Genomic DNA, 25,801 nt, shown 5'->3' with positions numbered 1-25,801 from the left:
CGACAACGCGGCAGATGTGCGTGCCGGCCCCCGCGAGCCCGGCATGGTCCGAACAAGAGGCCCTAGCTGGCGCCTTCTTGCTCTTGCACAGGAGGATCGGATGTGGTGACGGGCGAGGTCACGGGGCCCGGGGACGTGGGCGTCGGATCGGCGCTCGCTGTCCCGGGGCCGGCGGCCGACGCGGAGGCGGACGTCTCGCCGGCCGGCTCGCCACCGCTGGAGCTCGATGCCGCGTCGGCGTGCTGCGCGGACGGTACGACACGGGCCGGGGCGGAGGAACCGGTCTGCGCGGCCGGGAAACTCCCGTCGACGGCAGCGCCGCCGGTGCCGGCCGCGCTCTCTCCGGTCCCCGGGGTGCCGGACGGCAGGACGTCCGAGGTCGCCCCGGGTGAGACCTGGGCACCCGGGCTCTCCACCGGCGTGACCGGCGTCCGTACCTCTTCCGCCTTCTGCTGCTCCTCCTGGCCGGAGAGCGGCAGGACGGGCGCCATGGAGTCGCCTCCGAGCAGGGCGATGACGAGCGTCACCGCGTAACCGACACAGATCGCGGCCAGGACCCAGCCGAGCCGCCGGAGCGTCTTGCCGCGCCGGCCGCTCTCGTCGACGAAGACCGGACCGTCGGAGGCCTCCGGAGCGCTGGGTTCCGGGAGCAGCTCGGAGAGCTGTCGTCCCAGACCGTCGAGCTGGATGGTGACTTCGTTCGGCTCGTGGGTGTGCCCCGTACGGGCACCTTCACGCCAAGTTTCCACAGTTGTACGCACTTCCCCCACTCAGGACCGGGTGCGCGCAACTGACCGGACTTGTGCCGCCGGACCGGGCCCCCACCCTGTCCACGTGCGCCCCTTACCACAGTGCACCCGGGCCATGAATGTAGCGCACGCCGAGGACACTCCCACCCCACGTACCGGTGTTGTTCATCATGAGAGATACATCTGTTTTCGAACCGTGGTGCGGGCACTGCCCCGAGCAGGTCAGCCGTGGGAGCACGGCCCGGGAGCGCACGCCGGGAGCGCACGCCGGGGGCGCACGCCCCTGCACGCCGGTCGCCCTCGGCCGCACGACGTTGCGGGGACACAAAAACGAGGACCCCGCTGCCGGTGGCAGCGGGGTCCTCGTTCACATGGGAATTGTGGAGATGGCGGGAATCGAACCCGCGTCCAACGGTGCGGAACCAGGGCTTCTCCGAGTGCAGTTCGCTACGCTTTTCTCGGCCCCGGAGGTCACACGAACAAGCCTCCGACAGGCCCAGCCACTGTTTGATTTCCTCCTAGGCCCCGTGACCGGGCTTAGAAGTTTAGATCCCTTAGTGATGCCAGGATCCGGGTCGGGATCACCCCCGGGCTGACACTCCGCAGAGTCTTCGCTTAGCTGCTAATTAGGCAGCGAGGGCGAAGGCGGAGGAATCGCGCTTGGAATTGGCGATTATTGTTTGCGACATATGGTTTACGAGATCATTGCCGCTTCCTCGACTCGCTTCCCCTGCTTCGACATCCGCTGTCGAAACCGATCATCCCCATGTTGATTTTTCAAAGGTGGTGCACACCCCGTGGGGTGCAGTGCCATCGTACGTGACCAACGCACGACGATGCCAGCGTATTCCTGCCGCACCGGCCGGCAGCCACTGGCGCGGTGCGCTCAGGCGCTCCGCTGACGGCGGCGGACCGCCGAGATCGCCCGGTTCGTCTCCCTCGTGTCCTGCTTCTCACGCAGCGTCTGCCGCTTGTCGTACTCCTTCTTGCCCTTCGCCAGCGCGATCTCGACCTTGACCCGGCCGTTGGTGAAGTACAGGGCGAGCGGCACGATCGTGTGCCCGGTCTCCTGGGACTTCGACTCCAGCTTGTCGATCTCGGCCCGGTGCATCAGCAGCTTGCGCTTGCGCTTGGCGGAGTGGTTGGTCCAGGTCCCCTGGACGTACTCGGGGACGTGGATGTTGTGGAGCCACGCCTCGCCGCCGTCGATCTGCACGAAGCCGTCCACGAGGGAGGCCCGGCCCATGCGCAGAGACTTGACCTCGGTGCCCATGAGGACGAGGCCGCACTCGTAGGTGTCGAGGATGGTGTAGTCGTGGCGCGCCTTCTTGTTCTGCGCGACCATCTTGCGCCCGGTGTCTTTTTCCTTAGCCATAGTGCGGCCATTTTCGCACTACGACCCACCCCCGAGGCCACTCAATACTGTCTCGGCCCGCTGCTGGGCCCCCGCGCTCACCGCGAGGTCCGGGGTGATGCCGTGGCCGTCGACGCCGCTCCCCGCCGGAGTGCGGTAATGCCCCACGGTCAGCTCGGCCACGGAACCTCCCGCGAGCCGGCTCGGCATCTGGACCGACCCCTTGCCGAAGGTCCGCGAACCGACCGTGACCGCCCGGCCCCGGTCCTGCAGCGCGCCGGTCAGGAGCTCGGCCGCGCTCATCGTCCCACCGTCGACGAGGACGACGACGGGCCGCTCGGTGTCGCCGCCCGCCTCGGCGTACAGGGCATGCTGCTTGCCGTGCACGTCGTACGTGGCGACCAGGCCGCCGTCCAGGAAGGCGGAGGCGGCGGTGACGGCCTCGGCGACGAGTCCGCCGGAGTTGCCGCGCAGATCCAGCAGCACACCGGCACCCGCCGGCGCCTTCAGGACCGCGTCGCGGACCGCGGCGCCGGATCCCTTGGTGAACGAGTCGACCTCGATCAGTACAGCTGCGGAGGAATCGGAACGGTCCGGTCCGAGCCGCCGCACGGAGACGGCCTCGGTGGCGAGACGGGCCCGCCGCAGTGTCTCGGTCCGGGTGACGGAGCCCCGCTGGACGCCCAGCACGACGGCGCTCCCCGCGCCCGCGCGCGTCCGGTCACCCCGCAGCAGCGCCACCACATCGGAGACCGGGCGCCGGTCGACCCGGCTGCCGTCGACCGTGCGCAGCACATCGCCCGTACGGATTCCGGCCCGTGCGGCGGGGCTGCCCGGCTGGACCCGGGCGACCGCGACCAGCCCGTCGGCGGAGCGTCTGGCGGCGATCCCGACGCCCGTGTACGAGCCGTCGAGGGCCTGCTCGAACTCCTCGTACTCCCGCTCGTCGTAGACCGCCCCCCAGCGGTCCCCGCTGCGGCTGACGACCTCCTCGGCCGCCTCCGTACCGGACTTGCCGTCGGCCACGGCCTCGGCCGCCGCATCGGCCACCGCGTCACGGTCGGCGGCGGCAGCGACGGACCGGGTCTCCACCTCGGTGTCGTGCCCGCCCCCGTGCGGCAGCGAGCCGGTGGCGGCAGCCGTGGCGAGCACACTCGCGAAGACCAATGTCAGGGCCGCCCCGCGGCGAAGACCGCGGGGCCCGACGCGACACTCGGGGCCCGGCATGGCGCCGAGTCTAGGACAACGCCCCGACGGCGCACGGCCCGTTGCCCGCGCGCCGTTGGGGCGCTTGTCACACCTTGAGGTACTTGCGCAGCGCGAAGAGAGCGGCGACCGCGGGCATCAGCAGCCCGATCGCCAGGACCAGCGGGAGCTTGGTGAGCACGGCCTCCCAGCCGATGAAGTCGATCAGGTTCAGCTTGTCCTGGAGGGCGAGACCGCCGTCGATCAGGAAGTAGCGCCCGGCCAGCAGCATGACGCAGGCCAGTACGCCGCCGATGAGACCGGCGAACGCGGCCTCCATGATGAACGGCATCTGGATGTAGAAGCCGGAGGCCCCGACGAGCCGCATGATGCCCGTCTCCCGCCGTCGGCTGAACGCGGACACCCGGACGGTGTTCACGATCAGCATCAGGGCGATGACGAGCATCAGCGCCATCACGAAGAGCGCGGCGACGTTCATGCCGTTCATCAGACCGAAGAGGTTGTCCAGGATGCTTCTCTGGTCCTGGACGGACTGCACCCCGTCACGCCCGGCGAAGGCGGTGGCGACGACCTTGTACTTCGTGGGGTCGTGCAGCTTGACGCGGTACGACTCCGGCATCTGGTCCGGCGTGATGTTGCCGGCCATCGGGGAGTCGCCGAACTCCTCCTGGTAGTGCTTGTACGCCTCGTCGGACGACTCGTAGGTCACCGTGTCGACGACGTCCATCTTGTTCAGATCGCTCTCGATCTGCTTCTTCTGCGGATCGGTGACCGCACCCTTGGCGCACTGGACCACCGTCTCCGCATCCCCCTTGCCACAGAGGTAGATGGAGACGTTGACCTTGTCGTACCAGTAGTCCTTCATCGTGCTGACCTGCTCGCGCATGAGCAGCGCGCCACCAAACAGGGCAAGCGAGAGGGCGACGGAGACGACGACGGCGAAGGTCATCGTGAGGTTGCGACGGAGGCCGACGCCGATCTCCGACAGGACGAACTGGGCGCGCATGGCGTCCTTTCAGTGCTGGGTGCTCAGTGCTGGTAGCCGTAGACGCCGCGCGCCTGGTCGCGTACGAGACGGCCCTGCTCGAGCTCGATGACGCGTTTGCGCATCTGGTCGACGATGTTCTGGTCGTGGGTCGCCATGATCACGGTGGTGCCGGTCCGGTTGATCCGGTCCAGCAGCTTCATGATCCCGACCGAGGTCTGCGGGTCGAGGTTGCCGGTCGGCTCGTCCGCGATCAGCAGCATGGGCCGGTTGACGAAGGCCCGCGCGATCGCCACGCGCTGCTGCTCACCACCGGAGAGCTCACCGGGCATCCGGTCCTCCTTGCCGCCGAGACCGACGAGGTCGAGGACCTGCGGGACCGCCTTGCGGATCTCGCCGCGCGGCTTGCCGATCACTTCCTGGGCGAACGCCACGTTCTCCGCGACGGTCTTGTTGGGAAGGAGGCGGAAGTCCTGGAACACCGTGCCCAGCTGGCGGCGCATGTGCGGCACCTTCCAGTTGGACATGCGCGCGAGGTCCTTGCCGAGGACGTGAACCATGCCCTGGCTGGCGCGCTCCTCGCGGAGGATGAGACGCATGAAGGTGGACTTGCCGGAGCCGGAGGAGCCCACCAGGAAGACGAACTCGCCCTTCTCGATATCGAGAGACACATCCCGTAGAGCGGGACGGCTCTGCTTCGGGTAGGTCTTGGAGACGTTGTCGAATCGGATCACGGATGCACCACGGTCGGCCGGGAGTAGGTGTGCGTGACCATACGCGAACCGGGCTCAGGCGTGCAGGCGCGCGTACCGGGATGGGTGATTTACGGTGAAACGGCAGCGCTCGGGCAGCGTCGGAAGAGGTTCGGACCGGGATCGGACCGGGATCGGACCGGAGATCGTACTGGGATCCGACCGGAGGTATCCGGCGGGCCGCGCCGAAATCCGTGCGAGCTGGCACAGTGGTAGGGGGAACGGTTGCGTTTCCGTGAGCGTTGTGCGGAGAGAAGGCTTGTGCGGCTCCGCCGCGCGGGAGGAGGAAAGCGCATGACCTATGACCGACTGGTATGCGCGAACTGCGCGGCGCCCGTGAGCGAGGGGCGCTGTCCCGTATGCCGGGCAAGCCGCGCGCGACTGCAGCAGGAACAGGAGCAGGGATCGTTCGCGGGGCTCAGCCCGGCGATGCTGATCGCCCTGATGGTGGTGCTGCTGGCCGCGCTGGCGCTGCTGGCGCACCAGACCGTGTAGCGCACCGACCTGTCCGCCGCCCGCCCGCGCTTTTGCCGGGCCGGCAAAACGTTCGTCCTCGTACGCGCAGGCGCGTGCACGCATGCACAGGGGCCCCGGATACCGATCGCGGTATCCGGGGCCCCTGTTTGCGTACGTGTACGTGTACGCGTACCGCTGCTGCCCGTCAGGCGGCGGTGCGGCCGTTCACCAGGCGCGGGAGGATCCGGAAGCCGATGCCTCCGGCGATCATCGTCGCGGCGCCGATCAGCAGGAACGTGGTCTCGGCTGCACCGGTCTCGGCGAGCTCGTCCTTGCCCTTGCCCTGCTCGACCGGCTGGTTGCCGACCGAGTCGGTGTCGGTGTTGTCGGAGTCGACGCACTCGGCACCGTCGAGGGAGACGGTGCAGGTGCCGGCGTCGCCATCGTTGGAGCCGGTGACAGAACCGGTCGTGGAACCGTTGGTGGAGCTGCCCGCATCGGTGCCGGCGTTCGAGCCTGCGTTAGCGCCCGCGTCGGTACCGGCGTCAGTGCCCGCGTCCGTACCGGCATCGGTACCAGCGTCAGTACCCGCGTCCGTTCCGGCATCGGTACCGGCGTCGGTACCAGCGTCAGTACCGGCATCGGTACCAGCGTCAGTGCCCGCATCCGTACCGGCGTCGGTACCAGCGTCAGTACCGGCATCGGTACCAGCGTCAGTGCCCGCATCCGTACCGGCGTCGGTACCAGCGTCAGTACCGGCATCGGTACCAGCGTCAGTGCCCGCATCCGTACCGGCGTCGGTACCAGCGTCAGTACCGGCATCGGTACCAGCGTCAGCGCCCGCATCCGTACCGGCGTCGGTACCAGCGTCAGTACCGGCATCGGTACCCGCATCCGTACCGGCATCGGCGCCCGCGTCCGTACCCGCGTCGACGCCACCGCCCGGTCCGGCGTTGTCACCTTCACCGGCCTGCACGCCGACGTGGAGACCGTTGTCGCCGGCCTCCACACCGACGCCGATACCGATGGCCTGTGCCGCACCCGCGGCGGTGAGCGAGGCGCCGGCGGCAATGACCGCACCCGCGGCTATCCGCGCAACGCGGACTCGCGTCTTCTTCGTCATGTGCTGCTACCCCCAGTAGCTGTTCTCGTCAATGGAGCAGCCATATGCGGGGCATGGCCCAGCGGGGTTTGCTCCGAACGCCGGCCCACGTCGTGCCGTGGCCATGCCGCCCGCCCCCGATCACACCCGTCCCAGACATACGCACGCTGCCCTAGCACCCTGTCCAGAGTTAAGGATTACGTCAAGGCCGTTCTATGCAATGTGCACCGTTTTGGACAGAGTTGACCCTCGTTCAGAACCACGACTGTGACGCACTCACCACGCCGCCCACGCAACTCACCAGGCCAACTCCCCTTTACCCAAGGCCCGTTTCGGACGCCTGCCGGTCGCCCTGCGGCCATGCCCGGTTCATCCGAAAGGATCATGATCTGGGCATCCGACCGAACCGACTCCGTCCCGAACCCGGTGAACCCATGCAGAAGCGAACCGCCGCACTCTCCCTGACGCTCGCTGTCTCCGCCCTGATACCTGCGGCGCTGCCGGCGCAGGCCCAGTCGGACTCCTCCGGCTACTACGCCACCAAGACCCCGTACGCACCGCAGCAGAACCCGCGGTCGTACCAGCCCGCTCCCAAGGGCTTCGTCCCCGTGTTCACCGAGAACGTCTCCCGCCACGGTTCCCGCGCGGCGTCCGACAGCGAGGACGGCGACCTGATCCTGGCCCTGTGGGAGAAGGCGCGGAGCGAGGGACAGCTCACCGCTGCCGGCGAGCGGTTCGGCGGGGAGACGAAGGCGCTGCTCGCCGCCATGGACAAGATCGGCTACGGGCAGCTCAGCGGGCGGGGCGTGCGCGAGATCCAGGACACCGCCGTACGGCTGGAGAAGCGGCTTCCCGGGCTCTTCAAGCAGATCGCCAAGGACTCCGAGCAGATCAACGTCACCAATTCCGGCAAGGACCGGGCCGTCGACAGCGGGAACCTGTTCGCCGAGGCCCTCGCCGCGAACGACCCGGCCCTGGCATCGCTCATCACGCCTGCCAGGACCGATGCGGACCTGCTCTACTTCCACAAGTCGGCCGGCGGCGCGGAGTACCGGGACTACGTCGACAACGACGAGCGGCTCGCCGCCACCCTCGACACGATCACCGACCAGCCGGCCTCGCACACCGCGGCCCGCAACGTACTGAGGAAGATCTTCAAGCCGGCGTTCGTCAAGCGGATCTCGGCGGGCGAGTTCGACTCGATCGGCACCGAGGTGGAGCTCGCGCAGGCGGTCTACGCCCTCTACAGCATCGCCCCGGCCATGGCCGACGAGGGCGACTGGAACATGAAGCGCTACATCGCGCCCCGTGACGCCAAGTGGTTCGCGTACCTCAGCGACGCCGAGGACTTCTACGAGAAGGGGCCGGGCTTCGACGACAGCGACATCACGTACAGGATGGCGAACGTCCTGCTCGACGACTTCTTCACGAAGATCGACGCCAAGCGGAACGGAACCAGCAACGCCGGCGCGGAGCTGCGCTTCACCCACGCGGAGGAGATCATCCCGCTGGCCGCGCTCATGGGTCTGCCCGGCAGCACGAAGGCCGTGACGGAGGCCCGGCCGTACACGTACGCCGACAACCCGTGGCGCGGCGAGTCGGTGGCGTCCATGGCCACGAACATCCAGTGGGACCTGTTCCGGAAGGGGAACAAGTACCTCGTGCGGATGCTCTACAACGAGAAGCAGACCGCGTTCAAAAAGGGCTGCGAGCCGGTGGCCAAGGGCAGCTACTTCTACGAGGTCGACGAACTGAAGCAGTGCCTCGGCCGCACCGCTTCCTGACCGCACCGCGGATACGCGAAGAGGGGCGCGGAAGCCTCGGCTTCCGCGCCCCTCTTCGCGTACGTCCCGCCCCGGCGGGACTACTTCACTACTTCTCGCTCTGCTTGCGCCAGCGGATGCCCGCCTCGATGAAGCCGTCGATCTCGCCGTTGAAGACCGCTTCCGGGTTGCCCATCTCGAACTCCGTACGCAGGTCCTTGACCATCTGGTACGGGTGCAGGACGTACGAACGCATCTGGTTGCCCCAGGAGTTGCCGCCGTCGCCCTTGAGCGCGTTCATCTTCGCCTGCTCCTCCTGGCGGCGGCGCTCAAGGAGCTTCGCCTGGAGGACGTTCATCGCGGACGCCTTGTTCTGGATCTGCGAGCGCTCGTTCTGGCAGGAGACGACGATGCCGGTCGCGAGGTGGGTCAGACGCACCGCGGAGTCCGTGGTGTTGACGCCCTGGCCGCCGGGGCCCGAGGAGCGGTACACGTCGACGCGGAGCTCGGACTCGTCGATCTCGATGTGGTCGGTCTGCTCGACCACGGGCAGCACCTCGACGCCCGCGAAGGACGTCTGGCGGCGGCCCTGGTTGTCGAACGGGGAGATCCGGACGAGCCGGTGCGTGCCCTGCTCGACGGAGAGCGTGCCGTAGGCGTACGGCACCTCGACGGCGAAGGTGGTCGACTTGATGCCGGCCTCTTCGGCGTACGCCGTCTCGTAGACCTCGGTCTTGTAGTTGTGCCGCTCGGCCCAGCGGAGGTACATGCGCTGGAGCTTCTCGGCGAAGTCCGCGGCGTCGACGCCACCGGCCTCGGCGCGGATGGTGACCAGGGCCTCGCGCGCGTCGTACTCACCGGAGAGGAGCGTGCGGACCTCCATCTCGTCCAGCGCCTTGCGGACGGACTCCAGCTCGGTCTCGGCCTCGGCGAGCGCGTCGGCGTCGCCCTCGTCCTCGGCGAGCTCGAAGAGGACTCCGAGGTCGTCGATCCGGCCGCGCAGGGTCTCGGTCTTGCGGACCTCGGCCTGGAGGTGCGAAAGCTTGCTGGTGATCTTCTGCGCCGCCTCCGGGTCGTCCCAGAGGGACGGAGCGGCAGCCTGCTCCTCGAGCACGGCGATGTCACCCCTCAGCGCATCCAGGTCCAGGACGGCCTCGATCGACCCCATGGTCGAGGAGAGGGACTTCAGCTCTTCGGAAATATCGACGACTGCCACGGGTCCAGCGTAACGGCTGTCGGCGCGGGCGTTCCTCGGACTGCATGATCACGATCGCGTACGGGCGGGCAGCAGACCTCCCGGACCCCGTGGAACGGGGGGCCCGGGAGGGACGGGACAGCCCTTAGCCGCCCGGTAGGACGTCCGGGACCAGGACCGAAGGCCCGAAGGCGCTCGCCGCCGCGATATATCCGTTCCAGGTGAGGTTCACGTGATCACCGGCGTCGAAGTCGGCCGGTGCTGCGCCATTGCCGAGGAGCGGAGGAGGCGATCCAGAGTGCTCGTGGCGTCCGGCACTGCGAGCGCCGCTTCCATCCCTGGTCTTCGCAGGGAATCCCAGCCTTCAGGCCGGGCGGGAATGCGATCTCGTGGCTGCTCTGACGTGATGGTCGGAGCGGACGTTTCTGCTGCTCGATGTAGTGCTTGACGATGCTCAATGGGTGTAACTCCGCCTCGAAGGACTGGCAGGCGTTGCCACTCTTGCGAGTGAGGCGGGATGGTTCGCGTCGTGCTGATGTTTGTCAGCGATACGTTGGTTCGTGGAGCCGAGCGTAGGGGGTGGGCTGGTTGATTCGTGCGTACAAGTTTCTGTTGCGGCCCACGGTGGGTCAGGCGATCGCGCTCGGTGAGATGCTGCGTGATCATTGCTCGCTCTACAACGGTGCGTTGCAGGAACGCCGTGACGCCTACCGGCACCCCTCGAAGACGAGCATCAAGTACGGGATGCAGTCCGGGCAGCTCAAAGACATCCGGGCCTTCGACCCCGAGCGGCAGGGCCGCTGGTCGTTCAGCTCGCAGCAGGCCACACTTCGGCGACTCGACAAGGCGTTCGCCGCGTTCTTCCGCCGGATCAAGGCCGGGGACAAGCCCGGCTACCCGCGCTTTCGCGGGGTGAACTGGTTCGACACGGTGGACTTCCCCAGGGACGGGGACGGCTGCCGCTGGGACTCAACCCCGCACACCCCGGTCACCCGGGTCCGCCTCCAGGGCGTCGGGCACGTCAAGGTCAACCAGCACCGCCCGGTGCTGGGCACGGTCAAGACCGTCAGCGTGAAGCGCGAGGGCCGTAAATGGTTCGTCGTGATCACCGCCGACCAGCCCCTGCCCGAACCGCTGCCCGCGACCGGGTCCGACATCGGCATCGACCTCGGGATCGCCTGGTTCCTCACCGACTCCAACGGTGTACACATCCCCAACCCGCGCCACGCCCGCAAGGCCGCCGCCAGGCTGGAGGGCGCGCAGCGGGCCCTGTCCCGGTTCCCACGCTGCGAGGCAAAGGACCGCACCCGTAACCACCAGCGGGCGGTGGAGAAGGTGGGAGCCCTGCACGGCAAGGTGCGGCGACGGCGGCTCGACCACGCGCACAAGACCGCGCTCACCCTGGTCCGTGAGCACGACTTCATCGCGCACGAAGACCTCAAGATCCGCAACATGAGCAAAGCCCCCACGCCGAGACCCGACCCCGAAACCGCGGGCATGTTTTTGCCCAACGGGGCTGGGGCCAAGGCCGGGTTGAACCGTTCGATCGCTGATGCCGGTTGGGGGGTGTTCCTGACGATCCTGAACGCGAAGGCTGAGAGTGCCGGGCGGGAAGTGATGGCCGTGGACCCCCGCAACACCTCCCGCAGGTGTCCCGCATGCGGGCACACCGCGAAGGAGAACCGGCCCACACAGGAGAAGTTCCACTGCGTCGACTGCGGCCACCAGGCACACGCCGACGAGGTCGGGGCACTCAACGTTCTACGGGCCGGGCTGGTCCGTCGCCACGCCAACACGGCATAGCGAGAAGCCCCGCCCTTCAGGGCGGGGAGGAGTCACATCCACGGTGTCGACATACGGGCACGGGAGACCAGGAGCTGACGCTCAAGGCGGGCGCGGACAAGGCGGAGGGCAGCCGTTACGTCGCGCTGGGCGGGCAGCAGATCGCCGTCCACACGGCCGACGCCAAGGGTGACCGAGTCGACTACGTCGTCTCCGACCGCCAGAACACCGGCCAGTTGCAGATCGACGCGGGCACGCAGGCCGTGACCCGCCGCCAGTACAAACCGTTCGGCGAGGTACGGACGGCGGCGGCCGACTGGCAGGGCACGAAGGGGTACGTCGGCGGCCAGCAGGACGACGCGACGGGCCTGACGAACCTGGGAGCCCGGGAGTACGACCCGTCGGTGGGCCGGTTCCTGAACCCGGATCCGCTGATCAGCGCGGGCGACCCGGAGAGCTGGAACGCGTACGCGTACGCCAACAACAGTCCCGTCACCCTGAGCGACCCGTCCGGCCTGTGCCCGGCGGACCTGTGCGGCATCGGCACACCGTACGGCGACGGCTCCGGCCGGATCATCACGGACGGGCCGGTCGACCCGGGCGGCCCCAACCGCACCACCTGCCACAAGGGCCGGTGCTCCGACGGCCTCGCGGTCGGCGACGACAACGGCGGCCGGGGGCACATCGGCAACACGACGCAGAACGTGCAGGCGGAGGCGGCCAAGGCGGCCCAGGAGGTGAAGACGGCGAGCGCCGTCGCCGCGGCGGCCAAGAAGCAGCGGGAGGGCCTGACCCAGAAGGTCATCAGCCTGGTCGCTGACGTCATCGGCCTCACGGACGCGGTGAACTGCTTCACCAAGGGCGACGTGATGGGCTGCGTCAACACGGCCCTGAACGCCGTGCCCTGGGGCAAGATCGCGAAGGCGATCAAGGCCGGCTGGAAAGCATTCAAGATCTGGCGGGCCCTGAAGAAGGCCGACAAGCTGGTCAAGGAGGCCGAGGACCTGGTCCGGGCGGCCGAGGCCTCGGCGAAGGCGGCCAGCTCCCAGGTCAAGGCCATGGAATCGGCTGCCGCCGCCTGCACGAAGCACAGCTTCAAGGGCGATACGCACGTCCTCCTGGCGGACGGCACGACGAAACCCATCGCGGACCTGAGACCGGGCGACGAGGTCACCTCCACGGACCCGCAGACGGAGGTCACGGCTGCCGAGAAGGTCGAACGCCACATCGTCACGAAGGACGACAAGGAGTTCACGGACCTCCTCCTGACCCCTGAACCGGCCGCCTCGCACGCAGTCGGGCCGGTCGCGGCTCCCGCTACGGGCGCCGGCACCCCTCGCCCCGTCAAGCTCACGACCACGTGGCACCACCCGTTCTGGGACGCCACCCACCACCGCTGGACCGATGCCAGAAACCTGAAGCCGGGCACGGAGCTCCAGCGTCCGGGCGGGGCGACGGCGGTGGTGTCGGCGGTGCGGAACTACCGGGCGTCGGGGGTCACTTACGACCTGACGGTCGGGGTTGTGCATACGTACTATGTGGTGGCGGGGGCTACGCCGGTCCTGGTTCACAACTGCCTGACAGGCGCGGGTGAAGATGATCTCGCAGCGGTGGCAACCAAGACTTTCTCCCGGCAGTTGTCGGAAGCGGGGCGCGCTCTTCAGAAACACTCGTCAAACCTGGCAAAGCGAGGCCAGGCACACACCGATTTGTATAATTTCGGCAAGGTGACGGACAGGGAGCGCTCCGAGATCGCGGAAGAAATTATCCATGAGGTTCTCACGAGCCCCAATGCGACAAGGGCCATCAACCCCCACCTCAAGGACCCCCTAAAATATGGAGGGTCGACTCTAGATATCAAGATTGACGGAGGGTGGGGCGCCAGATGGCGCATGAAGAACGGATCCCTGGCGTTCGCAGGATTCCTCTAAGTCGCTAAGCCGGGAGTGGTTCATCATGAAATATAACGCCGATCACTTTGAAGTGGACGGTGCACTGCGGGACATATACGTATTCGACACCAGCATCCACGAGTGGCGGCTGATGATGTCATCGCTCCCGGCACTAGGCGCCGAAGTCACCCTCTCAGTTGATCCCAACTCAACTATTGACGACCCCGCGATCGACCCGGCAGATCTGTTTGCACTCCTGGAAAAAGATGAGGATGCATCGGCGACTTTGACTATCACGGTCGGAAATATCACGTTCTGGTGCTATTTTTTCCGTGCTCACGAAATGGAATTCACGTTCGATCCGCAGCTAGTGAGGAGTGCCGACGATTTCGTAAATCTTGAAGGATTTATGAAATGGCTCGGAAAATCCTGTCGCAGGCGAGTCGTCATGACCATGGAGGGGGTTGGCGACGCGTCGATTCCGCCACTGCTGGAGTACGTCCCGCAAGCCTGAGAAGGGCCGGCAGAACCGGCGCAGGGCGATGTCCACCCCTGCGGGTCGGAGGTGGACATCGCCCCGCCCGGGAGGACTGTTCGTGGTGGCGCACCGTGAGCCCCGGCGCCCCCTCGTCGCCGGGGGCGGTTACCCAATCCCGCACGGCGTCCTGCCCGGCACCACGGTTCTGGAAGCCGACGGCAAGACCAAGCCCGTCGTGGACGTGGAAAACGGCGACAAGCTCGCCGTCACCGACCCCGAGACCGGAAAGATCCAGGTCCGCGAAGTCGTCGGCACCATCGCCACCGCGGACGACAAGACTTACGGCGCCGCCGGTGCCGAGTTCTTCGTGTCCTGGGGGGACTGAGACCCCGCGTCGTCGCCGCCCAGCGCCAGCCAGCCGCCCACCCCCACCGCCGCGACCAGCACCAGCGCCGCAGCGCTCAGAGTGAGGCGGCGTTTGCGGATGGCCGCCGACTTGTTGCGGGCCGAGCCGGGGCGGGGCTTGCCCGGGGCTCGGGGGGCGCGGGCGGTGCCTCGGGGGCCGCCGGAGAGTTCGTCGGGGGCCGGGACGCGCATGCTCGTGTGGGTGTCCCGGTTGGAGTCGGGGGACGAGCCGGGGACCAGCGGGACCGCGCCGCGGCGGCGGGGTTCCTCGGGTGCCGGGGTGTACTGCTGCTCGTCGTAGGCCTGGCCGTGCGACTCGGGCTCGGACTCGTCGTCCGGTTCGTCCACGTCCAGGGGCGGTATTCCGGCCAGGTGCGGGAGCTGCTCGCGGAGGCGCGCCGCCAGTTCGGAGGCGCGCAGCCGGGAGGCCGGGGCCTTGGCGAGGCACTGGACCAGCAGCTGCCAGAGCTCCTCGGGGATGCCGGGCAGCGGGACGACGGTCTCGGTGACGTGGCGGCGCAGAACGGCGCCGGGGTGGCCGCCGCCGAAGGGCGTGAAGCCCGCGAGGAGCTCGTACAGCACCGTTGCCAGGGCGTAGATGTCGACGGCGGCGCGCGGCGGGAGGCCCTCCACGATCTCGGGGGCCAGATAGTCCGGCGTACCGATGATCTTGGTGGCCTTGGTGCGGCGCGGGGTGTCGATCAGCTTGGCCACGCCGAAGTCGGTGAGCAGCGCGGGGTGGGAGTTGCCGGGGCCGAGCGGGCCCTCCATGTCGAGCAGGATGTTCTCCGGCTTGACGTCGCGGTGGACCACCCCGGCGGCGTGCGCGGCGGCGAGGCCGTCGGCGACGTCCGCGACGATCGCGACGGCCGCCTCGGGGGCCAGTCGGCGTTCGCGGTCGAGCCGGGTGCGCAGGTCCGTACCGCGGACCAGGTTCATCACCAGGGCCAGGTCGTTGCCGTCCACCACGAGGTCGCGGACGGCGACGACGTGCGGATGGTCGAGCCCGAGCAGGGCGGTGCGCTCCTGGACGAAGCGGCCCACGAGTTCCTGGTCGGACGCGAGGTCCTCCCGGAGCAGCTTGATGGCGACGGGCCCCTCGGGGCCGTCGCCGAGCCACACCGTGCCGGCGCTGCCGCGCCCCAGAATCTGGTGGGCGGTGTACCGGCTGCCGATATTCCGTGCCAAGACTGCTCCCTCAGCGGCTGGCGATGGACCCTCGCACAACAACCCCCGGTCGACAAAGTTACGCGGCGATCGGGGGGTTGCGTGCCCTGGATGGCGCCAACCTTCACTTCTGCGGGCGAATTGCCTCGGAATTGGTCCGCAGAAGTCGATATAGCTACAGAGTCCGGTCAGTGTCCGGGTGCGGTGCCCGCGTGCGGTGCCCGGTCGGTTGTCCGGTCAGGTTCCGCTGCCGCCGCTGTCCCCACTGTCGCCGCCGAGCTTCGAGATCCAGCCGGTGACGGTGTCGAAGGCGTCGGTGATCGCGTGCCAATAGCTCTGCCCCTGGCCGATCCAGTCCTTCAGCGGGGTGAGCTCCCAGATCAGCCAGCTCGCGACGAAGAGCAGCACCAGCGTGAACAGGCAGCCCTTCAGGCAGCCGAGCCCTGGGATCTTCATCGGGTTGGCGTTGCGCTGCCTCGGCTCGCGGGGCGCGCGCTGGGCCGGCTGCTGCGGCTGTTGGGGCTGCTGCGGCGGCGCGTACTGCTGGCGCTGTTGCTGCGGCTGGTACTGCTGTTGCTGGGGCTGGGGTTGGTACTGCTGCTGTTGCGGCTGCTGCCGGTATTGCTGCGGCTGTTGCTGTTGTTGCTGGGGGTACTGCTGCTGGTGACGCGGTGGTTGCTGCGGCTGCTGGCGCTGGGGGCGGCGGCGCAGTGGGTCCTGGCTCGGGTCGAGGTACTGGACCTGCGTCTGCTCGTTGCGGTCGCGGGCGGCCTGGAGCTGGGACTGCCACGGGTGCGGTCCGTCGGGCTGCGGTGTCCCCTCGGGGCGCGGCGGGACCGGCGGCATGACCGCGGTCGGGTCGGCGTGGCCGCCGCCCGGCCCGGCGTTCTGCTGCATGACGCTGGTGGCCGCGTTCGGGTCGTACGAGCCGGCGTTGCTCGGCAGCACCTGTGTGGGGTCGGCCGCTCCCGGCGTCTCCGGGACCGCGGTGGGCGCCGGGTCGGGCGCGAGCAGGGCGCCCACCCCGTCGGCGGCCGCGATCTGCGCGGAGTTCGCGTGCACGCCGATGCCGGCGGCGACGGTACGCAGCGCACGGGCGAGGTTCTCGGCGCTGGGCCGACGGTCCGGGTCCTTGCTCAGGCAGCGCTCTATCACCGTCCACAGCGGTGCGGGGACGGTGCTGGGGCGGCGGGGCTCCTCGCTGAGGTGCCGGTGCAGGACCTCCAGCGCGGTGCCGCCGGCGAACGGCGGACGGCCGGTGAGCAGCTCGTACAGCAGGATTCCGGCGCCGTAGATGTCCACGGCGGAGGTCTGCGGGCGGCCCTCGGCCGACTCGGGCGCCACATAGGCCGGTGTCCCGACGAACTCATGGGTCCGGGTCAGGCCCGGGGAGTCGGCGAGGCGGGCGATGCCGAAGTCGGTGAGCATCGGGTGCATCTGGCCGTCGCGCTCGTCGAGCAGCACGTTGGCGGGCTTCAGGTCGCGGTGGACGACGCCGTCGGCATGGCTGGCGGCGAGCGCGTCCGCGATCTGCGCGGTGAGCAGCGAGGCGGCGACCGGGGTGAGCGGGCCGTTGTCGCGGAGGTAGCGGTGCAGGTCGGGGCCGTCGATCAGGTCCATGACGAGGGCGAGGAGATCGCCCTCGACGACCAGGTCGCGGGTGCGCACGATGTTGTCGTGCCGCAGCCGCAACAGGACGGAGCGCTCGCGCAGGAACCGCATCACGACATCCGCGTCGTTGGCGAGCTCCTCCTTGAGGACCTTGATCGCCACGGTCTCGCCGGGCTGGCCTGCGACGGCCGCCTCGGCGCCCGCGGTCTCTCGCTGGCGGGCGCGCCAGACGGTGCCCGTGGCGCCGCGTCCCAGCGGCTCCTCGAGCAGGTACTTGCTGCCTACCGGCCGCACGTCATGCGCTCCCTGCTGATCGTGGTGCTTGCGGTCCCCCGGATCCGTCCCGAGTTCCGGCCCACTCTAGTGGGGCGGCCGGAGTGGACGGCCGGGTCGGGCAGGTTACCTTTTTGTCGACATTCTCCGTAATTCCCCGGAGGAGTGCGGTCTGCCCAGCGGTCCGCCACGCGGTCCGCTGGGCAGTCCGCCTGCCGTCCCGGAGCGCCGGTTGCGGAAGAAGACGCTCGTCCCGGGCCGATGGTTGCCGCGGAGGAGTCCGACGGAACGGCTCCGAGTCACGGTTCGGATCACGGACCGGGGCAGGGTCCGGATCACAGTCCGGGTCACAATTCAGGTTCACGCCGAGTGCAGCACGGGCCTCTTGTGAGCGCCCCGGGAACCGGCCAAGCAGGCACTTTTGGGCGCACAGCCGACCTTTCAAGATCACTTAGCGGTGACCCCCGGGCGTGTTGTCAGTGGCAGGTGCGAGGATGCCTCCAGCACGGAACTGTGGGGTCGGGAGCCCTGCGGTACGTGACGAACCTGTACCGGACGACGCGTCCGTGCCGGGTGGGGGGAATCACAGGGCGTCTCCCCTGCCGGACACCGCGCGCAGAAGGGACCGCTGACGGCGATGCAGATCCGGCTGACCGTCCTCGCGCCGCGCAGCGGCCAGACCCCCGCACGCGCCTGCGACGTGCTGATCACCGCCCCCGCGGGGACGGCACTGGCCACCGTGGCATCCAACCTGGCCGCGTCCGTCTCCGGGCCCGACGGCTCCCTCGGCAGCGGCGCGGTGGTGCTGTTCGCCGGGCGGGAGCGGCTCGACGCGCAGCGGTGCGCCCTCGGTGAGCCACCCCTGGTCGACGGGGCGGTGCTCTCACTCCAGGTCCCGGGCGAGGACGAGACGACGGACGACGCCGTCCCGGCCCAGCTGCACGTGATCGCCGGGCCGGACGCGGGCGGGGTCCACCTGCTGCACGGCGGGCAGATCCGGATCGGCCGCTCGGCCGACGCCGACGTCCCGCTCGACGACCCCGATGTGTCCCGGCTGCACTGCGCGGTGACCGTCTCCGCGGACGGCCGGGTCTCCGTCGCCGACCTCGGCTCCACCAACGGCACCTCCCTGGACGGCACGGACGTCCGCGACCGTCCGGTCCGGCTGAGCCCCGGCGCGCTGCTCCGGCTCGGCGAATCGACGCTCCGTCTCACCTCCGGTGCGCGGACCCCCACGCTGGCGACGGCGCCGGACGGCGAGGGCCATCTGCGGGTGGCCGCGGCGCCGGCCACCGCCCTCCCGACCCCGGACCACGGCTACGGACCGGCGTACGGCGGGCCTGAGGACCACGACGGCCCGGACGCCGCCCACGGACACGAGCACTCGGCCGACCCCGACGGGCGGTCCCCGGCACGGCCGCGCTCCGGCTCCGCGCGCACCGGCCGGGTGCCGGACGACGTGGCGCCCCGTCGTGGCGGCATAGGCGCCTGGGCCCGCCGGCTCGCGGGCAGCAAGGGCGATCCGGTGCACGAGAACGCGCCCGACGAGGCCGGTCCCCCGGCTCCCCCCGCGACGTTCACCGCGCCGCCCTCCGCCCCCGAGGGCACCTGGCCGGATCCGGCCTCCGTCCTGCTGACCGCGCTGGGCCCGGGCCCCCGGCTGTGGGAGCGCGACACCGCGCACCCGGAGGCGCTGGTGGTCCGGCTGGGCACGACCGAGCGGGCCGACCTGCCCGCCGTGCCGGTGACGGTGGGGCTGCGGGAGGCCGGTTCGCTGGGGCTCGCCGGGCCGCGGGAACGGCTGGCGGGGCTCGCCCGCTCCGCCGTGGCCCAGCTGGCCGCACTGCACTCCCCCGCCGATCTGGAGATCGTGCTGATCAGCACGGACCGGGCACGCGGCATGGACGAGCGGCGGCGCGAATGGTCCTGGCTCGGCTGGCTGCCGCATCTGCGGCCGATGCACGGCCAGGACTGCCGGCTGCTGATGGCGTACGACCGTGAGCAGGCGGTCGCCCGGACGACGGAGCTGGTGCGCCGCCTGGACGAGGGCCCGCTCGGCCCCGGCTGGGCAAGCTTCGATCCCGGTACGGTCGCCGAGGCCGCCCGGCACTACGAGGGCCCGTTCACCGTGGTGATCGTCGACGGCGACCCCGGTTCCGCGGTGCTGCGCGAGAACACCGCCCGGCTGGCCGCGGCGGGTGCGGCGGCGGGCATCCATCTGATCTGTCTGGCGGAGACCCCGGCCGCCACCCCCACCTCGCCGGTCGCCGCGACGTACGAGGCGGCCTGCCATGCCTCGATCGCCTTCCGCGAGTGCGGGGCCGTAGCGATGCTCAGCGGCGATGTGGCGACGGCCATACGGCTGCTGCGCACCGCGGGCGGCCGGGCGGCCGGCCACGGCACGGTCGCCGCGGTGGACGCGGTGTCGGCGCACTGGGCCGAGCGGTTCGCGCGGGCGCTGGCCCCGCTGCGCGCCGAGGGTTCGACCGCGCTGCCGGGCCACCGCGCGGCGGTGGCGCTCCCGCCGTCCGCCCGCCTCCTGGACGAGCTGGGCCTGGCCCGCGCCACCCCGGCCTCCCTGATGGCCCGCTGGGCCTCCGCGGCGGACGAGCAGCCGGGCGCGACGGTCCGCGGCGCGGGCAGCTGGACGGGCGGTACGGGAGCGACGGCCGACGACGCCCGCGGCTCGGGCCGCACCGCTCACCCGGGCGCCACGGGCCCCCGCGTGGGCGCCCAGCGCACCCCCACCGACCCGCCGCACGCGGGCGCACGACGCGACACGGACGACGACGGCCGCGGCTGGGGCTCGGGCCGCACGCCGTACCCCGACAACACCGGTTCCGGCCGCACGCCGTACCCCGGCGCGACGGACGACCGCGGCTCCGGCCGCACGCCCTACCCCGACAGCGGGCCGTACCAGGAACCCGCCGGCTCCGGCCGCACGCCGTACCCCGGCACAACAGACGACCGCGGCTCGGGCCGCACCCCGTACCCCGACAACACCGGCTCCGGCCGCACGCCCTACCCCCGCAGCAACGACACCCACGCAGGTGTGCCGCGCCACGCCCCCGCCCGCGGCGACGGGTACGGCAGCACCGGTTCCGGCCGCACCCCGTACCCCGGCAGGACCGACTCCGGGAGCACCCCCTACCCCGACAACACCGGCTCCGGCCGCACCCCTTATCCCCGCGTCGGTGCGCAGCGTTACGAAGGGGGGCCCGGGGACACCCCGAGTTCCCGCACCCTGCCGGGCTCCGACACCCGTTCCTGGGGCGGGGCCGACGACGTCGCGGGCGCCGACAGCCTGCGTACCGCCGGATCGGGGCGCTCCTCGAACCGGGTCAGCGGGCCGCGCCAGGGCGACGGGCCCCAGGTCGCCGCGCGCGGTTCCGATTCCGGGCCGGCGGCCACGTCCGCTCCCCGGCCCGCCCCCACCTCTGCGAGCGCCCCGGCCGGGGCGGCGGGGCGGCCCGTCGTGGTGCTCGGGGCCGGGCCCCGGGGCCCGGTGAGTGTGGATCTCTCGGACGAGGGACCGCATCTGCTCATCGAGGGGCCCGGCGGCAGCGGACGTACCGAACTGCTGAGGGCGGTCGCCGCCTCGCTGGCCGCCGCCGACCGGCCCGACCGGCTCGGCATCCTGCTGGTCGACGGGGCCGGCGGGGAGCGCGGCGAGAGCCTGCACCCCTGCACCGAACTCCCGCACGCGTTCACGCACTTGGTGGCCTCCGATCCGGTCCGGATGCGGGAGTTCGCCCAGGCCCTGGGCGGCGAGGTGAAGCGGCGGGCCGAGCTCCTCGGCGGCCTCGACTTCGCCGACTGGCACAGCCGGTACGAGGTGGCGCAGCGCATGGTCGGGCAGCGGCCCCCCGGCCCGTCCGAGCAGCACGGGGACGTCGAGTCCGCGATGAGCGGCACCTTGCGGCTGCGGACCACCTCGGCGCGGGCGACGGACCCGGGCCCCTCGCCGCTGCCCAGGCTCGTCGTGCTCGTGGACGACTTCGACGCGCTGATCGCCCCGGCGCTGGGCAGCCCGGGCCGGCCGGCCGCGGGTTCGGTCGTACGGGCGCTGGAGACGGTGGCCAGGGACGGCGGCCGGCTCGGCATCCACCTGGTCGCCACGTCCGCCCGCCCGGACCGCACGGAGGACACCGAACTGGCCCGAGGAGCGCGGCTGCGCGTCGTACTCGACCCGCCCGTGGTGCCGCCGTCACCGGACGAACCGGCGCCGGGCCGTGGGCGGCTGGGCCATCCCGACGGGCGGGTGACACCGTTCCAGGGCGGCCGGGTGACCGGCCGCATCCCGCGTACGGCGACGCTGCGGCCCACGGTCGTACCGCTGGAGTGGGAGCGGATGGGCGATCCGCCCACCCGTCGCCCGGTCCGCGAGCTGGGCAACGGGCCGACGGACCTGGCGCTGCTGGCCAGTGCGCTGGAGCGGGCGGCCCGTTCGGTGAACGCCGAGCCGCTGCCGCCACTGCCGCCCGCGCACTCCTGAACGACCGGCCGCCGCCACCGCCCGCGGACCCACGAGCGACGGTGGGCCCACCGGGTGGGCCTACTGGGCGGGCCCACCCGGTGGGTCCGTCGCCCCAATCGCCTCACACCTGCCCTGACCTCACGTCACGAGCCCATCACGATCAAGGAGTTGGGCCCTCTGGCGGTATTGCGGCGCCCGGATCCCCGGCGTAGGACTGTGCGCACAGGACGACGTGATGAATGACCGGCACTACCGGGAGTCCGGCCGGTGCCGGTCCGTGCACGCGCACAGAAGAGACGGGGCAGGAATGCGCACAACGGTTCGGATTCGCAGGGCCGCCTTGGTGTTCACCGCCATCGGCGCGCTGGCCCTCACCGGCTGCAGCGACGACGGTGACGGCGGAAAGGCCACGAAGGGCGAGGGAGGCTCGTCCAAGGACACCGGGACCACGCCGAGCGTCGTATTACCGAAACTGGACGGCGAGAAGATCTCGGTCGCCGCGGTCTGGACCGGGCCCGAGCAGGCCAACTTCGTCAAGGTCCTCACAGAGTTCGAGAAGCGCACGGGCGCGAAGGTGACCTTCGTCCCGGCGCAGGACCCGATCGTGAACTTCCTCGGTACGAAGATCGCGGGCGGCCAGCCGCCGGACGTGGCGATGATCCCGCAGGTCGGCGCCATCAAGCAGGCCGTCGAGAAGAAGTGGGCCAAGCCGGTCGGAGCCGAGGCGAAGGCCCAGCTCACCAAGAACTACTCGCAGGTCTGGCAGGACCTCGGCGCGGTCGACGGCACCCAGTACGGCGTGTACTTCAAGGCCGCCAACAAGTCCCTGATCTGGTACAACGCCAAGGTGTTCGAGAACGCGGGAGCGTCCGAGGCGAAGACCTGGAAGGACTTCCTGGCAACCGCCGAGACGGTGTCCGCCTCGGGCGTCACCCCGGTCTCGGTCGGCGGCGCGGACGGCTGGACGCTCACCGACTGGTTCGAGAACGTCTACCTCTCCCAGGCGGGCCCCGAGAAGTACGACCAACTGGCCCAGCACAAGATCAAGTGGACGGACCCGTCCGTCAAGGACGCGCTCACCACCCTGGCGCAGCTCTTCGGCAAGCCCTCCCTGATCGCGGGCGGCGCGGACGGCGCGCTGCAGACGGAGTTCCCGGCCTCGGTCACCCAGACCTTCACCGGCGGGGACCAGCCCAAGGGCGGCATGGTCTTCGAGGGTGACTTCGTCAGCATCAACATCGCGCAGACGAAGGCCAAGGTCGGTACGGACGCCAAGGTGTTCCCGTTCCCCGCGGTCGGCGCCGAGTCGCCCGTGGTGACCGGCGGCGACGCGGCGGTGATCCTGAAGGACGGCAAGGGCGCCCAGGCCCTGCTGACCTGGCTGGCCTCCACCGACGCCGCGAAGATCTGGGCCGAGCAGGGCGGGTTCATCTCGCCGAACAAGTCCCTGGACGCCGCCGCGTACCCCAACGAGGTGCAGCGCACCATCGCGAAGGCGCTGATCGCGGCCGGTGACGCCGTGCGGTTCGACATGTCCGACCAGGCTCCGCAGTCGTTCGGCGGGACGCCCGGAAAGGGCGAGTGGAAGACCCTCCAGGACTTCCTGAAGAACCCGAAGGACATCGCGGGGACCCAGGCGAAACTGGAGTCCGACGCGGCCAAGGCGTACAAGAGCTGACGCGATGACGACAGCAGCAGCGGGGGGCGCCGACGAGGCGCTCCCCGCCGACAATCAAACGCCCGGCAATCAGTCACCCGACAAGCAACCGTCCGGCGGGGCCTCGGTCCCCGCCCCCAGGAAGCCCCTGCCCGGGGAGCCCGTGCCCGGGGAGTCGCCCGGCCGCAAGGTGCCCACCCGCAGGAGCGTGACCGGCACCCGCAGGGTCATCGCGGCGCTCTTCCTGCTGCCCGCGCTGGTGCTGCTCGGCGCGCTCGTCGTGTATCCGATCGTGTACTCCGTCTACCGGTCGTTCTTCGACCAGGCGGGCACCGGATTCGCCGGGATCGACAACTACAAGGCGCTGTTCACGGACGACACCATCCGTACGGCGGTCAAGAACAACGCGATCTGGGTGGTCTTCGCCCCGACGGTCGCCACCGTGCTCGGGCTGATCTTCGCGGTGCTGACGGAACGGATCCGCTGGGGCACGGCGTTCAAGCTGGTCGTCTTCATGCCGATGGCGATCTCGATGCTCGCCGCAGGCATCATCTTCCGGCTGGTGTACGACGCGGCACCGGAGCGCGGCGTCGCCAACGCCGTATGGGTGGGCGTGCACGACACGTTCGCCGATTCGGCGGGCTTCCCCAAGGCGCATCCGCTGCCCGTCCATCCGCTGAAGGCGGCGGACGGCGGCTCCTTCGTGACGAAGGTGCCGGTGCGGGCCGGGGAGCCGGTCCAGCTGCCGCTGGTCGGGGTGCTCCCCGCGAAGATGCCCACCGACGCGAAGCCGGCCCGCGCCCCGCAGACAAGCGGGGACGGAAAGATCACCGGCACCGCCTGGCTGGACTTCACGAAGGGCGGCGGCGGTAAACCCAACGTCATCGACGCCAAGGAGCTCGGGCTCAAGGGCATCAAGGTGGAGGCCGTCAAGGACGGCAAGGTGGTCGCCTCCGCCACGGCCGGCGCCGACGGGGTGTTCACCCTGCCCGCCGCCGCGGACGGAGCCGAACTCCGGCTCCCTGCCTCGAACTTCAAGGAGCCGTACAACGGGGTGGAATGGCTCGGCCCGTCGTTCGTGACACCCGGCATCATCGGGAGTTACGTCTGGATGTGGGCCGGGTTCGCCATGGTGCTGATCGCGGCCGGCCTGGCGGGTCTGCCGCGCGAACTCCTGGAAGCGGCCCGGGTGGACGGGGCCAACGAGTGGCAGGTGTTCCGCCGGATCACCGTGCCGATGCTCGCCCCGGTCCTCGCGGTGGTGCTGGTGACGCTGATGATCAACGTTCTGAAGGTCTTCGACCTGGTCTTCATCATCGCGCCGGGCTCCTCGCAGGACGATGCGAACGTGCTGGCGCTCCAGCTCTACCGGTCCTCCTTCGGCACGGATGCCGATCTGGGGATCGGCAGCGCCATCGCCGTACTTCTCCTGCTGCTGGTGGTCCCGGTGATGCTCTTCAACATCAGGCGGATACGGAAGGAGGGGCGCCGATGACGACACCCTCGACCACGGCCGCGCCCGCCGGAACGGGCGACGCCCCGGACACCGGTACGGCGAAGGCCGGGCGGCCCCTCGGCGCACGGATCGCGGCCCTGGCCGGCGGCGGTGTGATGCGCGTGGTCCTGATCCTGGTGGCCCTGTTCTGGCTGATGCCGACCGTCGGGCTGTTCCTGTCCTCGCTGCGCAGCGCGGACAGGATCGCGGCGACCGGCTGGTGGAAGATCTTCACCGTCCCCTCCGAGCTCACCTTCGACAACTACTCCCGGCTGCTGGACAATCCGACGTTCACCGATTCGCTGTTCAGCACGGTCCTGATCACCGTCCCCTCGACGGTCCTGGTCGTGGTGATCGGCTCGCTCGCCGGATACGCCTTCGCCTGGATGGAGTTCCCGGGCCGCGACTGGTGGTTCCTGGTGGTCGTGGGGCTGCTGGTGGTCCCGGTGCAGGTCGCCCTGATCCCGGTCTCCAAGCTCTTCGGCGCGGTCGGGATCTTCGAGACGACCTTCGGCGTCATCATCTTCCACACGGCCTTCGGCCTGCCCTTCGCGATCTTCCTGTTGCGCAACTTCTTCGCGGAGATCCCGCGGGAGCTGCTGGAGGCGGCGCGGCTCGACGGGGCGGGCGAGATCCGGCTCTTCACCCGGGTCGTGATGCCGCTGGGCGGACCGGCGATCGCCTCGCTCGGGATCTTCCAGTTCCTCTGGGTGTGGAACGACATGCTGGTCGCGCTGATCTTCGCGGACTCCGACTCCCCGCCGATCACGGTGGCGCTCCAGCAGCAGGTACGGCAGTTCGGCAACAACATCGACGTACTGGCGCCCGGCGCCTTCATGTCGATGGTGATTCCGCTCGCGGTGTTCTTCGCCTTCCAGCGCCAGTTCGTCTCCGGCGTGATGGCGGGCGCGGTCAAGTAGCCGCACCACGGCACCACCGCACGAGTCGCACATACGCACGTCAACCAGGGGCAGTCCTGCTTACGCCGGCAGGACTGCCCCT

At 70.1% G+C, this 25,801-nt stretch carries 19 protein-coding genes and 1 other RNA gene; 10 read left to right on the top strand and 10 right to left on the bottom strand.

Going from position 1 to position 25,801, the window contains the following annotated elements:
- Nucleotides 1-62: 62 nt before the first annotated feature.
- The 6 genes from OG912_RS22035 to ftsE form a co-directional block, all read right to left on the bottom strand.
- The gene (locus OG912_RS22035) at nt 63-749 is read right to left on the bottom strand and encodes a hypothetical protein (RefSeq protein ID WP_327710909.1); all 687 of its coding nucleotides are present in this window, start codon (nt 747-749) and stop codon (nt 63-65) included.
- Nucleotides 750-1,127: 378 nt separating this feature from the next.
- Nucleotides 1,128-1,515: a transfer-messenger RNA gene (gene ssrA, locus OG912_RS22030) on the bottom strand.
- Nucleotides 1,516-1,635: 120 nt separating this feature from the next.
- Complete coding sequence (gene smpB, locus OG912_RS22025; RefSeq protein WP_326736469.1) at nt 1,636-2,124, bottom strand: SsrA-binding protein SmpB; 489 nt, start codon at nt 2,122-2,124, stop codon at nt 1,636-1,638.
- An 18-nt stretch (nt 2,125-2,142) separates the two neighbouring features.
- Nucleotides 2,143-3,330: a S41 family peptidase gene (locus OG912_RS22020; protein ID WP_327710908.1), complete on the bottom strand. Its 1,188-nt coding sequence runs from the start codon at nt 3,328-3,330 to the stop codon at nt 2,143-2,145.
- Between the two features lie 67 nt (nt 3,331-3,397).
- Nucleotides 3,398-4,315, bottom strand: coding sequence for a permease-like cell division protein FtsX (ftsX, locus tag OG912_RS22015; protein ID WP_327710907.1), 918 nt, complete (start codon nt 4,313-4,315; stop codon nt 3,398-3,400).
- Between the two features lie 23 nt (nt 4,316-4,338).
- Nucleotides 4,339-5,028: a cell division ATP-binding protein FtsE gene (gene ftsE, locus OG912_RS22010; RefSeq protein WP_024489199.1), complete on the bottom strand. Its 690-nt coding sequence runs from the start codon at nt 5,026-5,028 to the stop codon at nt 4,339-4,341.
- A 312-nt stretch (nt 5,029-5,340) separates the two neighbouring features.
- Between ftsE and OG912_RS22005 the strand changes: the two genes are divergently transcribed.
- Nucleotides 5,341-5,541 carry a hypothetical protein gene (locus OG912_RS22005; protein ID WP_326736472.1) on the top strand — a complete coding sequence of 67 codons (201 nt, stop codon included), beginning with the start codon at nt 5,341-5,343 and terminating at the stop codon, nt 5,539-5,541.
- 166 nt (nt 5,542-5,707) lie between these two features.
- Here OG912_RS22005 and OG912_RS22000 read toward each other — a convergent pair whose 3' ends face one another.
- Nucleotides 5,708-6,625, bottom strand: coding sequence for a hypothetical protein (locus tag OG912_RS22000; protein WP_327710906.1), 918 nt, complete (start codon nt 6,623-6,625; stop codon nt 5,708-5,710).
- Between the two features lie 413 nt (nt 6,626-7,038).
- Here OG912_RS22000 and OG912_RS21995 point away from each other — a divergent pair, with 413 nt between their 5' ends.
- Entirely contained in the window at nt 7,039-8,388 is a 1,350-nt protein-coding gene (locus tag OG912_RS21995) for a histidine-type phosphatase (protein ID WP_327710905.1), read from the top strand.
- An 88-nt stretch (nt 8,389-8,476) separates the two neighbouring features.
- Here OG912_RS21995 and prfB read toward each other — a convergent pair whose 3' ends face one another.
- Nucleotides 8,477-9,583, bottom strand: coding sequence for a peptide chain release factor 2 (gene prfB / locus OG912_RS21990; protein WP_326736475.1), 1,107 nt, complete (start codon nt 9,581-9,583; stop codon nt 8,477-8,479).
- A 567-nt stretch (nt 9,584-10,150) separates the two neighbouring features.
- Here prfB and OG912_RS21985 point away from each other — a divergent pair.
- The 4 genes from OG912_RS21985 to OG912_RS21970 all read left to right on the top strand — a co-directional run bounded on the left by OG912_RS21985 (nt 10,151) and on the right by OG912_RS21970 (nt 14,099).
- On the top strand, nt 10,151-11,365 hold the full coding sequence (locus OG912_RS21985) for an RNA-guided endonuclease InsQ/TnpB family protein (RefSeq protein ID WP_327710904.1): 1,215 nt from the start codon (nt 10,151-10,153) through the stop codon (nt 11,363-11,365).
- 215 nt (nt 11,366-11,580) lie between these two features.
- Nucleotides 11,581-13,275: an RHS repeat-associated core domain-containing protein gene (locus tag OG912_RS21980; RefSeq protein WP_327710903.1), complete on the top strand. Its 1,695-nt coding sequence runs from the start codon at nt 11,581-11,583 to the stop codon at nt 13,273-13,275.
- A gap of 25 nt (nt 13,276-13,300) precedes the next feature.
- Nucleotides 13,301-13,750 carry a hypothetical protein gene (locus OG912_RS21975; protein WP_327710902.1) on the top strand — a complete coding sequence of 150 codons (450 nt, stop codon included), beginning with the start codon at nt 13,301-13,303 and terminating at the stop codon, nt 13,748-13,750.
- Between the two features lie 82 nt (nt 13,751-13,832).
- Nucleotides 13,833-14,099 carry a hypothetical protein gene (locus tag OG912_RS21970; protein WP_327710901.1) on the top strand — a complete coding sequence of 89 codons (267 nt, stop codon included), beginning with the start codon at nt 13,833-13,835 and terminating at the stop codon, nt 14,097-14,099.
- On the opposite strand, the gene OG912_RS21965 is transcribed toward OG912_RS21970, so the two are convergent.
- Both OG912_RS21965 and OG912_RS21960 read right to left on the bottom strand, forming a co-directional pair.
- The gene (locus tag OG912_RS21965; RefSeq protein WP_327710900.1) at nt 14,054-15,307 is read right to left on the bottom strand and encodes a serine/threonine-protein kinase; all 1,254 of its coding nucleotides are present in this window, start codon (nt 15,305-15,307) and stop codon (nt 14,054-14,056) included. The two genes, OG912_RS21970 and OG912_RS21965, sit on opposite strands and share 46 nt — an antisense overlap.
- 216 nt (nt 15,308-15,523) lie before the next feature.
- Nucleotides 15,524-17,191, bottom strand: a complete 1,668-nt coding sequence (locus OG912_RS21960) for a serine/threonine-protein kinase (protein ID WP_326736482.1) — start codon at nt 17,189-17,191, stop codon at nt 15,524-15,526.
- A 616-nt stretch (nt 17,192-17,807) separates the two neighbouring features.
- Between OG912_RS21960 and OG912_RS21955 the strand changes: the two genes are divergently transcribed.
- From OG912_RS21955 to OG912_RS21940, 4 genes are all read left to right on the top strand, one after another.
- Complete coding sequence (locus OG912_RS21955) at nt 17,808-21,665, top strand: FHA domain-containing protein (protein WP_327710899.1); 3,858 nt, start codon at nt 17,808-17,810, stop codon at nt 21,663-21,665.
- A 289-nt stretch (nt 21,666-21,954) separates the two neighbouring features.
- Nucleotides 21,955-23,325, top strand: coding sequence for an ABC transporter substrate-binding protein (locus OG912_RS21950; protein ID WP_327710898.1), 1,371 nt, complete (start codon nt 21,955-21,957; stop codon nt 23,323-23,325).
- A 4-nt stretch (nt 23,326-23,329) separates the two neighbouring features.
- Nucleotides 23,330-24,799, top strand: a complete 1,470-nt coding sequence (locus OG912_RS21945) for a carbohydrate ABC transporter permease (protein WP_327710897.1) — start codon at nt 23,330-23,332, stop codon at nt 24,797-24,799.
- Nucleotides 24,796-25,719, top strand: coding sequence for a carbohydrate ABC transporter permease (locus OG912_RS21940; protein ID WP_326736486.1), 924 nt, complete (start codon nt 24,796-24,798; stop codon nt 25,717-25,719). The genes OG912_RS21945 and OG912_RS21940 overlap by 4 nt, the downstream gene beginning before the upstream one ends.
- The last annotated feature ends 82 nt before the right edge of the window (nt 25,720-25,801 follow it).

It is taken from the genome of Streptomyces sp. NBC_00464 (genome assembly GCF_036013915.1).
In the GTDB taxonomy this organism is placed as follows: Bacteria; Actinomycetota; Actinomycetes; order Streptomycetales; family Streptomycetaceae; genus Streptomyces.
Note: the sequence above shows the minus strand (reverse complement) of the source record. Positions and strands in the feature narration are given on the sequence as shown.